8 protein-coding genes are annotated in these 13,100 nt (G+C 73.0%); 3 read left to right on the forward strand and 5 right to left on the reverse strand.

Features of this window, described 5'->3' with window-relative positions:
* A partial coding sequence (locus AB0J69_RS28400; RefSeq protein WP_364123125.1) for a 4'-phosphopantetheinyl transferase superfamily protein occupies positions 1–502 on the forward strand: 502 nt, incomplete at its 5' end.
* Here the strand turns inward: AB0J69_RS28400 and AB0J69_RS28405 are convergent.
* Genes AB0J69_RS28405 through AB0J69_RS28425 form a run of 5 tightly spaced genes read right to left on the reverse strand, consistent with a single transcriptional unit; the run spans position 465 to position 11,776 of the window.
* Complete coding sequence (locus AB0J69_RS28405; protein WP_364123127.1) at positions 465–1,625, reverse strand: acyl-CoA dehydrogenase family protein; 1,161 nt, start codon at positions 1,623–1,625, stop codon at positions 465–467. The genes AB0J69_RS28400 and AB0J69_RS28405 overlap by 38 nt on opposite strands.
* 6 nt (positions 1,626–1,631) lie before the next feature.
* Entirely contained in the window at positions 1,632–5,447 is a 3,816-nt protein-coding gene (locus tag AB0J69_RS28410) for an SDR family NAD(P)-dependent oxidoreductase (RefSeq protein WP_364123129.1), read from the reverse strand.
* Positions 5,444–10,147 carry an SDR family NAD(P)-dependent oxidoreductase gene (locus tag AB0J69_RS28415; protein WP_364123131.1) on the reverse strand — a complete coding sequence of 1,568 codons (4,704 nt, stop codon included), beginning with the start codon at positions 10,145–10,147 and terminating at the stop codon, positions 5,444–5,446. Before AB0J69_RS28415 ends, AB0J69_RS28410 begins: the two co-directional genes overlap by 4 nt.
* A 23-nt stretch (positions 10,148–10,170) precedes the next feature.
* Positions 10,171–10,956, reverse strand: coding sequence for an ABC transporter permease (locus tag AB0J69_RS28420; RefSeq protein WP_364123133.1), 786 nt, complete (start codon positions 10,954–10,956; stop codon positions 10,171–10,173).
* Positions 10,946–11,776: an ABC transporter ATP-binding protein gene (locus tag AB0J69_RS28425; protein WP_364123135.1), complete on the reverse strand. Its 831-nt coding sequence runs from the start codon at positions 11,774–11,776 to the stop codon at positions 10,946–10,948. Before AB0J69_RS28425 ends, AB0J69_RS28420 begins: the two co-directional genes overlap by 11 nt.
* Positions 11,777–11,950: 174 nt before the next feature.
* Here AB0J69_RS28425 and AB0J69_RS28430 point away from each other — a divergent pair, with 174 nt between their 5' ends.
* Together AB0J69_RS28430 and AB0J69_RS28435 are read left to right on the forward strand one after the other, a co-directional pair.
* Entirely contained in the window at positions 11,951–12,619 is a 669-nt protein-coding gene (locus AB0J69_RS28430) for a phosphotransferase (RefSeq protein WP_364123137.1), read from the forward strand.
* A 60-nt stretch (positions 12,620–12,679) separates the two neighbouring features.
* Complete coding sequence (locus AB0J69_RS28435) at positions 12,680–13,099, forward strand: DUF1707 domain-containing protein (protein ID WP_364123139.1); 420 nt, start codon at positions 12,680–12,682, stop codon at positions 13,097–13,099.
* The last annotated feature ends 1 nt before the right edge of the window (position 13,100 follow it).

The raw sequence follows: 13,100 nt of genomic DNA on the forward strand, positions 1-13,100 counted from the left end.
GTCGGGCCGCCCCTGCCTGGACCGGGGCGAGGGGCGGCCCGCGCCCGACTTCAACCTGTCGCACTCCGACGCCTGGGCCCTGGTCGCGGTCGCTCCCGAGGGGGCGCGGGTGGGCGTGGACGTCGAGCGCGTCCGCGCCGACCTCGACCACCTGGCGCTGGCCCGGCACCTGTACCAGCCGGAGGAGGTGGCCCGGCTGCTCGCCGCCGGCCCCGGCGCGGACCTGACGGAGTACTTCCGCCTCTGGACCGCCAAGGAGGCGTTCGTGAAGGCCACCGGCGCGGGCCTGGGCGGCCTCCGCGACGTCCTGGTCCGCGTACGCGAAGGCGCCGGCGTACTCGAAGGCGTCCGCGCAGGCGAAGAGGTCCGCGCACGCGGAGGGAGCGCGACCTCCGTCCGGTCGCGCTCCCTCCGTGGTCCCGTCCGCTGGCTCGACGTCGCCCCCGGCTACGCCGCCGCGGTGGTCACGATCGCTTCGACACCGGCACCACGTACCGGCTGAACACCAGGTCCCGCAGGACGTCGTCGCCGCCCTCCACGATCGACACGTACCGCATGTCGCGCAGCAGCTTGCCGATGACCATCTCGTGCGTGTAGCCGATCCCGCCGAACATCTCCGACGCCGTCGAGGCGATCTGCCAGCCCGTCTGCCCGCAGAACATCTTCGTGGTCAGCGCCTGCTTCAGCGTGCCCACGCGCAGGAACTCCTCGCCGGCGTCCGGCCGCGCCGCGATCTCGTCGTACGCCCGCGCCGCCGCCAGGCACTGGTTGGCCATCACCTCGATCTGCATCTCGAACTGGCCCAGCCGGCCGGCGAAGACCGAGTTGGCCGTCAGCGGTGCCCCCTTGACCGACTTGGACTTGGCGTACTCCATGCACACGTCGCGCACGCGCCGGGCGATGCCCAGCGCGGTCGTGGCGATGAGGATGCGGCTGGCGTTCAGCCCCACCTCCAGCAGGCGCAGGCCGTTGCCCCGCAGCACGTTCCCGGCCGGGACGCGCACGCCGGACAGGGAGACCTGGTAGGTCGCCGACGAGCGCAGCCCGATGACGTCCCACCGCTTCTCCACCGTGACGCCCGGCGTGTCGCGCGGCACCAGGACGGCCAGGTACCCCGACGAGTCCTCCTGGGCGCGCGCGATCACGACGATGAAGCGGGCGAAGCCGGTGTTGGTGGAGAAGGCCTTCTGGCCGTCGAGCACCACCGTGTCGCCCTCGCGCCGCGCCGTGGTGGTGATCCTGGCCAGCTCGCTGCCGGCGGCGTGCTCGCTGCCCAGCGTGGAGCAGAAGGCGTTCTCGGCCACGAGCGGGCCGAGGTGGCGCTCCTTCAGCTCCTCGCTCCCGTACCAGGAGACCATGCTCGTCGCCAGCACGGGGATGAACAGCGTGAACGCCGCGCCGGCGTCGGCGTAGGCCAGCTCGGCGGTGATGCGCACGCTCTCCTCCAGCCCCATGCCGAGGCCGCCGAACTCCTTGGGCATCCACCAGTTCGCCAGGCCGGTGTCGGCGAAGCGCCGGTAGAGCGGGAGCGGCGCCTCGGCCAGTGAGTCCAGGTACGGCTCCTTGCCCAGCAGTTCGCGCCGGGCGAAGCCCTGCACGGTCCGCAGGTACTCGGGCTGCTTCATGTGCGGTTACTCCTCCTCGTCGCGGGCGTCGAGCAACTCGGCGAGCTGGCGGACCGTGGGGCACTCCAGCAGGCCGGTCACCGGCACCGACGCGGCCAGCGTCTTGCGGATCCTGGTGGTGAGCTCGATCGCCAGCAGCGAGTGGCCGCCGAGCTCGAAGAAGTTGTCCAGCGCCCCGATGGGGTCGATGCCGAGCACCCTGGACCAGATCTCGGCGAGCGTGGCCTCGGTGCCCTCGCTCGGCTCCACGTACGGGTTGTTCAGCTCCGGCCGCGGATGGCGCTCGCGGTCGTCGTAGTCGTCGTCGCTCTCGTGGATGTCGCCGGTGACCCACTGCGCGATCCGGGAGTCCAGCGAGCCGGTCGAGATCACCAGGTGCCCGACGCGGTCGGCCGCCGACAGCGCCCGCTCGAAGACGTCCACGCCCTCGGCCGGGGCCATCGCGAAGTCCACCACCGCGCCGCTGTGCCCGGCCACCCGGTCGGGGTCGATGTTCCAGGTGTCCCAGTCCACGGTGACCCAGCGGCCGGCGCCCGCCGTGCGGGCCACGCGGATGTAGGCGTCGAGGGCGGCGTTGGCCGCCGCGTACGGCCCCAGCGTCATGCCGCCGAGCACCGCGGCGATCGACGACAGCGTGACCCGCCGGTCCGGGCACTGCTCGCCGAGCACCTTCTGCAGCACGTGGAAGCCGGTCACCTTGGCCGCGAAGTGCGCCTCGCACTGGGGGCGGTCCATCAGGTGCGCGAAGTTGAAGTACGCGCCGTCCTGCACGCCCGCGCCGTGCACCACCACGTCGATGCCCCCGAAGCGGTCGACCGCGGCGGTCACCACGGCCCGCATCTGCTCCTCGTCGGCCACGTCCGCCGACAGGGCCAGCACCGTGGCGCCCCGGCCCTCCAGGTCCCTGATGTTGGCGATGTGCCGGGCCGTGCGCTCGCCGCCGGCCGGCGGGGCGGCGAGGTAGGCGTCCCACTCCTCCCGGGGCGGCAGCGGGGAACGCGCGGTGAGGACCAGGCGGCAGCCGTAGGCGTCGGCCAGGTGCCGGGACAGGACCAGGCCGACGTCGCCGAGGCCGCCGGTGATGAGCACCGTGTCGCCGTCGCGGATCGGCCGCTGCTCCGGCTCCAGCTCCGCCACCGGGTACGGCTCGTACCGGCGCAGCCAGGTCTCGCCCGCGCGGATCGCCATCGGGCCCTCGTGCTTGCAGACCGACGCCGCCAGCACCTGCTCGGCCAGGGCGGCCGCCTCTCCGGTGGTGTCCACGTCGATGGTGCGGCAGCGCAGCCGCGGGTTCTCCTGCTGGAGGGAGGGCGCCAGCGCCGCCAGCGTGGCGTGCTCGGGATGCCGCAGGTCGGCCCCCGCCACGCTCACCGCCTGCGACGTGAGCAGGACCAGCTCGGCCCTGGGCGCCGAGCCGGTGTTGTCCACCAGCTCCCTGGACAGCGCCAGCGCGGAGTAGAAGCCGCGGGACTGCTCGGCGGTGAAGTGCGCCACGGGGTCGGCGCCGGGGCCGGGCTCCGGAGAGGCCAGGCTGAGCCCGTGCACGATCGAGCGCGGCATGGTCACCAGCGAGAACATCAGCTCGGCGATGTCGTCGGGCTTGTGCGCCCGGATCACGAAGTCGCCGGTGTCCTCCTCGGCGTACTCGTCGCCGCAGCGCACGGCGGTCACCTCGGCGCCGGCCCGGTTGAGCCGGTCCACCAGCGCCTCGCCGCGCTCGTCGGCGGCGAACACCAGCCACGGGCCGGCCTCGCGCAGCCGCTCGTCCAGGCCGGCGACGGGCAGCGGGTGCTGCCGCCAGGCCGGCAGGTGGGTCCACCGCGAGCGGTCGAAGGTCTTGCCCTCGCTCACCTGCCCCTGCGCCTGCGGCGGGGCGGCCTTGACCCAGAACCTGCGCCGCTGGAACGGATAGGTGGGCAACTCGACCCGGCGTCCCCGGCCGCCGTGCAGCGCCGCCCAGTCGGGGGCGCTGCCGGCCAGCCATAGCCGGGCCAGCGTCGCCAGGAGCCATTCGGCCGCCGTGGCGTCCTCCTCCGGCGCGACCACGACCTCCTCGGCCGGGTCCGTGGTCTCCTCGCGCAGCACGCGCACGCCGATCTCGCCCAGGCCGTCGGCCAGCGCCGCCAGCGCCGCCGCACGGGACGAGCCCGACGCGGGAGCGGTGCCGTGGCCCAGGACGCCCGCGACCGCCGCGTGCAGCTCCGCCCACCAGGTCGCGGGCGGTTCGGCGTCCGGTACGGCCAGGCGTACCTTGGGGTTGCGCCGCTGGGTCTTGCCGTCGATCCAGCGGGACGGGTCGCCCAGGGCCGCCACGGCGTCGTCGCGGTCGCGGCAGACCACGGCCCGGCGCAGGGCGAAGCCGCCACGCGAGACCTGGAGGGTGTACGCCACGTCGGCGAGGTCGTCGTCCCGCCTCTCGGACAGGTGGTCGCGCAGCCGCTCGGTCACCTCGCTCAGCGCCTGGTCGTCCCCGGCGGAGAGGACCAGCAGGTGCGGGCCGAGCCGCTCGGACCGCTGCGGCCGCGGCGGCGCCTGTTCCAGCACCACGTGCGCGTTCGTGCCGCCGAGCCCGAAGGAGCTGACGCCGGCCCGCCGCGGGTTCGGGCCCGCCGCCCAGGGCTGGTGCTCGGCCAGGACCGTGAACCGGTCGTGCGCGGTGGCCAGCGCGGGGTTGGGCGTCTCGTAGTCGGGCGTACCGGGCAGCAGCTCGTGCTTGAGCACCATCGCCGCCCGCATCAGCCCGGTGACGCCGGAGGCGCGGTCGAGGTGGCCCAGGCTCGGCTTCAGCGAGCCCAGCACGCACGGCGTCTCCCGGGGCTGGGCGAACACCCGGTTCATGGCCGCCAGCTCGATCGAGTCACCCAGCATGGTGCCGGTCGCGTGGCACTCGACGTAGCCGACGGTGTCGGGCTTGACCCCGGCCACCCCCAGCGCCGACTCGATCACGTCGGCCTGGCCGTCCACACCCGGCGCGGTGTACCCGGCGCGCAGGCGGCCGTCGTTGTTGGCCGCCGAGCCCAGGATGACCGCGTGGATGATGTCGCCGTCCTCGATCGCGTCCGACATGCGCTTGAGGGCCACGACGCCGGCCCCGCTGCCCATCACCGTCCCGCCGGCCTCGGCGTCGAAGCTGCGCACCCGGCCGTCGGGCGACATGATGCCGCCCTGCTCGTACAGGTAGCCGGAGGGCTGGGGGAGCGGGGTGAACGCGCCGCCGGCCAGCGCGATGTCGCACTCGTACGTCAGCAGGCTCTGGCAGGCCAGGTGCACGGAGACCAGCGAGGTCGAGCAGAACGTCTGCACCGACACCGCGGGCCCGCGCAGCCCCAGCTTGTACGACACCAGCGAGGCCAGCGAGTCGCGCTCGTTGCCCACGGCCATCAGCAGCGCGCCGCCCGGCTGGTTGCCGAGGTGCTGCAGGTTCTGCACGATGTAGTCCGGGAACCCGCAGCCGCCGAAGACCGCCACCTGGCCCGGCACGTCGGTCGGGCAGTACCCGGCGCCTTCCAGCGCCTCCCACGAGCACTCCAGGAACAGCCGGTGCTGCGGGTCCATCGTCTCGGCCTCGCGCGGGTTGATCCCGAACACGGTCGCGTCGAAACGGTCGAGCCCGTCGAGCGGGCCGCCGACGCGCACGTAGCGCGGGTCGGCCAGCGTGCCGGGGTCGACCCCGGACTCACGCAGTTCCTCGTCGGTGATGGTCCGCAGGCCCTTGATCCCGGCCAGCAGGTTGCTCCACAGCTCGGCGGGGCTCCCTGCGCCGGGGAAGCGCCCGGACATGCCGATCAGCGCGACCGCGGAGTCGTAGTCGGTTCCGGTCATGACGTCCTTCCGCTCCTGAGCATGTTGCGTCGCTGGGCGATGCGGGACCGCTGCTGCTCCCGGGCCTCGCTCGTCTGCTCGCCCGCGTCCTGGTCGGCCTTGGCCGCCTCGGCGAGCGAGGCGATCGTGGGCGCCTGGTAGAGGATGTGCGGTGGCAGGTAGGACAGCTCCAGCGCCCTCCTGACCTCTGCGATGATCTCCATGCCGAGCAGCGAGTTGCCGCCCAGCTCGAAGAAGTTGTCGTGCACGCCGACCTGTTCCAGGCCCAGCGCCTCGGCCCACACCCCGGCGATGGTCTCCTCCGCCGGCGACTGCGGCTCGACGTAGGCGGTGGACAGGTCCGGCCGGGGGTGCCGCCCGAACGCGTCGCGGATCTTCTTCACCGTGGCCTGGTGGCTCTCGATCGACGACTTGCGGCTCATCGCCACCAGCGGCGCGAAGTCCTGCGTGGAGGCCACGACGTGCCGCTCGCCGCTGGCCAGCGCCCGCAGCAGCGTCTGCCAGCCCTGGTCGAAGGTGAGCCCGAAGTTCTCCCGGTACCAGGCGAAGTACTGCTTGGAGCCCTCGTCGTAGTTCTCCAGGCCCTCCGTCCAGCCGTTCCAGGTCCACTCGCACCAGTCGACCGAGGTGACCGTGACGCCGGGCAGCTCGTCGGCCAGCGCGAAGGAGTCCAGGAAGGCGTTGGCCGCGCAGTAGTCCACCTGGCCGGCGCCGCCGCCGGTCGCGGAGGTGGTGGAGGAGTACAGCGCCAGGAAGTCCACCGGCGTCTCGCGCAGCGCCTCGGCCAGGGCGAGCGTGCCCTGCACCTTCGGCGCCAGCACCCGATCCATGTCGGCGATGGTCTTGAACTGCATGAGCCCGACGGCGGGCACGCCGGCGCAGTGCAGCACGCCGTTCAGCTCGCCGAAGCGCTCGATCGCGGCGGCCACGGCGCGGCGGGTGTCCTCGGGCTTGGAGACGTCCCCGGCCACGGTGACGACCTCGATGCCCGCGGCCTCCAGGCGGCGCAGCCCTTCCAGCCGCCGGCGTACCTCGGGGGCCGCGGTCTCGGAGGCCAGGATGGAGGCCCACTGCTCGCGCGGCGGCACGGGCGTGCGGCCGAGCAGCACCAGCCGGGCCCGGTAGTGCTCGGCCAGCCGCTCGGCCATGGCCAGCCCGATGCCGCCCAGCCCGCCGGTCACCAGGTAGACGCCGCCCTTGCGCACCTCGGCGGCGGGCGTGCGGGCCTCGATGACGGAGGCGTCGAGCACCTCGTAGTCGGGGATCCAGCGCTGCCCGCCGCGCAGGCCGACCACCTGGTCGGCCGGTTCGGCGCGCAGCTCGGCCAGCAGGGCCTGCGCCGAGCCCACCCCGTCCACGTCGATCAGCCGGGTCTTGACCCTCGGGTACTCCACGGGGATCAGCCGGGTCGGGCCGAGCAGGGTGCCGAGCGCGGCCTTGACGCGGTCGCCCGGGTGCACCCGCTGGCCGCCCGAGGTGACGATGTCCAGCGCCCAGCTCGGCAGCCCCAGGTCACCGGCGGCGCGGGCGAGGCCGACCAGCGTGTGCAGGCCGCGCTGCAGGCTCTCCTCGATGGGGCCGCCCTCGGCCGACCACAGGTGCACGACCCGGTCGGGCTCCCAGCGGCGCTGGTTCAGCTCGCGCATGGCCGCGAGGGAGTCCTCGGGTGAGCCGGGCCGCACGCGCAGGACGTCGGGGTCGGCGGAGAACCGGTCGCCCGGCCGGACCACGACCACGTCCTTGCCGGTGGCCGCCAGGTGCGCCAGCAGGGGCGCGGCCAGCTCGTCGGCGAGCCCCGCGTCGGTGTAGACCAGCCAGCGGTCGCCCTCCTCCGCGCGGGCCGGCCTGATCGTGGTCTGGCGCCAGACCTGCGTGTGGATCCAGCGGGTGTCGGGCAGCCGCGGGTAGGCCTTGGCGATGCTGGTCGGGTCGCTCTCGTCGTACGCGGCCGCGCCGCCGCCGCTGCCGAACGCGCTCTCGTCGATCTCCAGCCAGTACTCCTGGCGCTCGAACGGATACGTCGGCAGCGGCACGCGCCCCGGCCGCCAGCCGGCGTCCTCGTGCAGCGCGTCCCAGTCCACCGGCACCCCGGTCAGCCACAGCTTCCCGACGGCGGTCGCTAGGGTGGCCCCCGCGTCCTGCGTGTCGTTCGCGGCGGGCAACGTGGTCACGATGAGCGGCCACTGGGCGCGGTCGCAGGCCGGGTGCCCGCGGGTCAGCGCGCCCAGCGACTGGCCCGGCCCGATCTCGGCCAGTGCCAGGTCGGCCTGCCCGAGCAGGTGCCCGAGCCCCGCGCCGAACTCGACCGTCTCGCACATGTGGCGGGCCCAGTAGCCCGGGTCGGTCACCTCCTCGGCGGTGGCGGGCTCGCCGGTCACGTTGCTGAGGTACGGCAGCCGCGGCGGGTTCAGCGTGATGTTGTCGGCGATCCAGGAGGTCAGCTCCCCGGCCACCGGCGCCAGCATCCGGGAGTGGAAGGCGTGCGTGGTCTCCAGCCGCCGGTGCCCGATCCTGGACTCCAGCAGCAGCGCGGAGGCCCGCTCGACCGCGTCCGCCGGCCCGGCCAGCACCACCTGGGAGCCGGTGCGCACGGCCACGTCCAGGTCGCGGGTGAACACCTCGCCCAGCACCGCGCGCAGCCGCTTCTCGTCGGAGGAGACCGCCAGCATCGCGCCCTCGGGCTGGGAGGTGATGAGCTTGGCCCGGTAGGCCACCAGGCGCAGCGCGTCGGGCAGCGACAGCACGCCCGACAGGCAGGCGGCGACGTACTCGCCGAGGCTGTAGCCGATCATGATCTCGGGCTGCAGGCCCCAGCGGATGAGCTGGCGCGCCAGCGCGTACTCGGCCACGAAGACGGCCGGCTGCACCAGGTGCGCGTCGGTCGTGGACCGCGGCGCGCCGGCCCCGGCCCGGCCCAGCAGCCTGGCCAGGTCACCGCCGGCGTCCTCGTCCCGCTCGGCGGGCACGAAGACGTCGGAGAGCTGCCCCGGCTCGGTCAGCCCCAGCACGGCCAGGCACTCGTCCACGTCCGCGCGGAACCCCGGCTCGTCGGCGTAGAGGGCGGCCACCATCCCCGGGTACTGCTCGCCGACCCCCGCGATGAGGAAGCCGACCTTCCTGCCCACGGTCGCGTCCGCGCGTCCGAGCGATCCGGCGGGGTCGGCCAGCTTGGCCGCGGCGCCCTCCACCGAGTCGGCGATCACGATCTTGCGGTGCCCGAACACCTTGCGCCCGGCCTGCAGCGTGTAGGCGACGTCGCCCAGGTCGTCGGACGAGTCCGCCAGGTGCCCGGCCAGCCGGGCGCACGCCTGCTCGGCGGCCTGCTGGGAGCGGGCCGAGACCGGCAGGATCTGCCAGCGGCGCGACCGGGCCGCGCGCGGCGCGGAAGCCGGCGCCTCGGTGACGATGACGTGCGCGTTGGTGCCGCCCATGCCCAGCGAGCTGATCCCCGCGATGCGCGGCCGGTCCAGCGCGCGCGGCCACGGGACGGGCTCGGCGCTGACGCGGAAGGGGCTGTTGTCGAAGTCGATCTCCGGGTTGGGGGAGCGGTAGTGCAGCGTGCCCGGGATCAGGTCGTGGCGCAGCGACTGGATGACCTTGATCAGGCCGGTGACGCCGGAGGCGCGGTCGAGATGGCCCACGTTGGGCTTGATCGAGCCGAGCACGCAGTACTGCTTGCGCTCGGTCGCCCCGAAGGCGCGGGTCAGCGCGGCCACCTCCATCGGGTCGCCGACCTCGGTGGCGGTGCCGTGCGCCTCGACGTACGAGATGTCGGCCGGGTCCACGCCCGCGCGGGCGAGGGCCGAGGAGACGCAGCGGCGCTGGCCGTCGATGCTGGGCGCCAGGTAGCTGAACTTCATCGCGCCGTCGTTGTTGATGGCCGAGGCCCGGATGACGGCCAGCACGGTGTCCCGGTCCGCCACCGCGTCCTTCAGCCGCTTCAGCGCGACCACCGCCGCGCCGTCGCCGAACATGCTGCCCCGGCCCTCGGCGTCGAAGGTCCGCACATGCCCGTCGGGCGACTCCTGGCCGCCCTCCTCCCACAGGTAGCCCACGCGGTCGGGGATGCGTACCGACACGCCGCCGGCCAGCGCCATGTCGCACTCGCCGCGCCGCAGGCTCTCGCTGGCCAGGTGGACCGCGACCAGCGAGGTCGAGCAGAAGGTCTGCACCGACACGCTGGGGCCGTTCAGGTCGAAGCGGAAGGAGACGTTCGTGGCCAGCGCGTCCTTGTCGTTGCCGATCATCAGGGCGGAGGTGTCGATGCCCATCTGGAACGCCATGAGCCGGGTCAGCAGGTAACCGCTGATGTTCATCCCGGCGAACACGCCGACGCTGCCCCGGCCCTCCGGCGCCGCGTATCCGGCGGACTCCAGGACCTCCCACACGCACTCCAGGAAGATCCGCTGTTGCGGGTCGGCGAGGGTGGCCTCGCGCGGGTTGTAGCCGAAGAACCCGGCGTCGAAGCCGCGGATGTCGTCGAGGATCGGCCGCGACCGCACGTAGTTGGGCTGCTGGAACGTCGCGGGGGAGACGCCCGCGGCGAGCAGTTCGTCGTCGGTGAACCGGGTGAAGGACTCCACCCCGTTGCTGATGTTGTGCCAGAACCTCTGGACGTCGGCCGCGCCCGGGAACCGACCGGCCATGCCGATGATCGCGACATCGGCGTCGCCTGGTGAATGGTGCTGATCCATCTCCATGCCCTTCTTCGCGGAAGTCGCTCTCACAGCAGTCCGTCCCGTCCCCAGCCGCGCGTCAGCCGGCGGGCCGCGAACAAGCCCGCCAGCAGGCCGATCGCCAGCAGGATGGCGGCGGGCAGCAGGATCGCCGCCGCGTCCCCGCGTACTGCGGCCTGCATCATGGTCAGCGCCCAGTAGCCGGGTGAGACGTGCGCGGCCGTCTGAGCCCAGTCGGGCATCAGGCTCAGCGGCACCAGCGCCCCGCCCAGGGAGCTGAGGGTGAGCGCGCCCACGTCGGAGATCACGCTGAGCTCACCGTGGCTGCGGACCAGCGTGGCCAGCGCCGCGCCGATCGCCAGCAGGGCGAACGCCCAGATCGCGATGGACAGGAGGACCAGGCTCGGGGCGGGGGGCACGGGCAGCCCGATGGCCAGGCAGCCGTACACCACGAGGATCGCCTGCTGGGCGATCATCACCACGAACAGCGGCAGGGTCTTGCCGACCAGCAGCTCGAACGCCGGCGCCTTGCTCACCCGCAGCCGGTCCCAGGTGCGCCAGGTGCGCTCGGACAGGATCGAGTTGCCCGCCAGGGAGATCGCGAACACGGAGAACATGACCATCAGGCCGGTGGCGACCTGGGTGGCGCCTCCGTCCAGGGCCCTGACGTACAGGGGCTTCAGCACCAGCATGAGGACCATCGGCATGGCGACATAGCTGATCATCTGCCCCGGGTCGCGCAACCGGATGATCAGGTTGTGCCTGGCCAGGGCGGAGATCCGGTAGACGGCGTTGAGCACGCCGAGCCCGCGTGGCGCGGAGTCAAGAAGCATCGGTGACCGCCAGGGATCGATAGAGGTCGTCCAGGGACGGGTTGCGCACGTCCACCGAGGTGACCGGACGGTTCACCCGGTGGAGCAGGTCGATCAGGGCCGCTGCCGGGTCGGAGGCGGAGACCGCGATCTGCTCCTCGTTGTCCAGCGTGACCCGCACCTCGCCCGGCAGGTCCCTCAGCAGTTCGTCGCTGGGCCCCCTGGCGATGATCCGGCCGTCGCGGGCGACCGCGATCGTGGCCTGGAGCTCGGTGAGCTCGGGCAGGTAGTGGGTGGTGTAGACGACGGCCGCGCCCTCTCCGGCGCGCTGCTTGACCACGTCCAGCATCGCCTGCCTGGTCTCCAGGTCGGCGCCCGCCGTGGGCTCGTCGAGCAGCAGGAGCGCGGGCCGGTGCACCAGCGCGCTGGCGGCCTGGGTACGGCGCTGCTGGCCGCCCGAGAGCTTGCCCGTCCTCCTGTCCATGATCTCGTTGAGCCGCAGCACCGCCGCCAGGTCCTCGATGGCCGCGCTGAGCGCGGTCCGTCTCAGCCCGGCCAGCTTGCCGTAGAGCTCAAGGTGCTCGCGTACGGTGATGGAGGGGTACAGCGCGATGTGCTGGGGCGCGACGCCCACCTCACCGCGTGTGGCGGAAGGGGGTCTGCCGTCGATGCTCACCTTTCCGCTGTCCGGGCGGATCAGATGGGACACGATCTCCACGAAGGTCGTCTTCCCCGCGCCGTTGTGGCCTAGGAGCCCGACGATCTCACCGGACGCCACGCTCAGAGTGAATCCGTCGAGGGCCTGGACCGTGCCGTACCGCTTGACGAGATCGGTTGCCACCAGCAACGTGTCACCTCCCCATATTTAATGGAATTGTGGGTGAGTGCGGTTGTAGCCATATTGGCGGGATGAAGGCCGGAAATAACGGGGAAACTGGTGGCAGGTAGTTGCCGGAAAAACCGGCCAGCGGCCTGATATATCCGTACACCGAGTTGACAACCTAGTCTGACCGATATGCAGGTTGGTTCGTTGATCGCAGCCGGTTGCGACTGCGAGATTCTCGAGGCCGGCGCCGGCCGGGTCGTCCGGCGCGCCCGCGACGGCCGCAGCCTCGAACGTGAGGCCGCCGTCATGCGCCACGCCCGGCGCCAGGGCTTCCCCGCCCCCAAGGTCTTCGACGCCGACGGCCCCGACATCCTCATGGAGCGCGTCGACGGCCCGAGCCTGATGGCGGAGATGGCCCGCGACCCCGGGCAGGCTCCGGAGCACGGCCGCCTCCTGGCGTCCCTCCTGAGCAGGCTCGGCGCCGTACGGGCCCCCGGCTGGCTGCAGGCCGCCGACGGCTGCCCCGGCAACCGCCTGCTCCACCTGGACCTCCACCCCGCCAACGTGCTCCTGACCGGGGACGGCCCCCGGGTGATCGACTGGGCGAACGCGGCGCGTGGCGCGGCGGGCGCGGACGTCGCCTGCACCTGGCTGGTCCTGGCCACCGTCCCCGTCGGCCCGGAGATCGAGGAGGGCCGGGCGGCGATGCTCGGGGCGTTCCTGGGCGACATCGACACCGAGGCGGCCCGGCCGTACCTTCCGGCCATTGCCGCGCGCCGCCGCGCGGACCGCAACATCACCGCCGAGGAAAAGGCGGAGATAACCCATTTCCTCGCGCGGGAAACCCCTCCTTCCTGACCCCTGATAAACCCCTGCACTTCCCCAACAAGTCGGGTGTTCTTCCACCCGGAGGTTGACATGGACGAGCACCGCGACGTACGGGCATCCGACAAGGATCGCGACGCGGCCGCCGAGCGGCTGCGCCTGGCCGTGGAGGAGGGCTGCCTCGACTTCAGGGAGTTCGACGACCGCGTGGGCAGGGCCTACGGGTCGGTGACCCGCGGCGAACTCGCCGACCTGGTCGCCGACCTCCCCGCGCGGCGCCGTCCCAGCCCGTCACCCGCGCCGTCCGGCACCCCCCGCTGGCTGAAGGCGGTGTGGGCCGGGTGGGCCGCGCTCCTCGCGGTCAACGTCGTGGTCTGGGCGGCGGTGAGCGTGGCCGAGGGCTGCCCGATGGACTTCTGGCCCAAGGGGCTGCTCCCACCGGGGCTCATCCTGGCTATCGTGACGGCGGGCACCGTTCGCAGAAGACGAGACGCGACAGCCGAAGGGTCGTGAC

This window comes from Nonomuraea sp. NPDC049709 (genome assembly GCF_040674815.1).
Lineage (GTDB): Bacteria > Actinomycetota > Actinomycetes > Streptosporangiales > Streptosporangiaceae > Nonomuraea.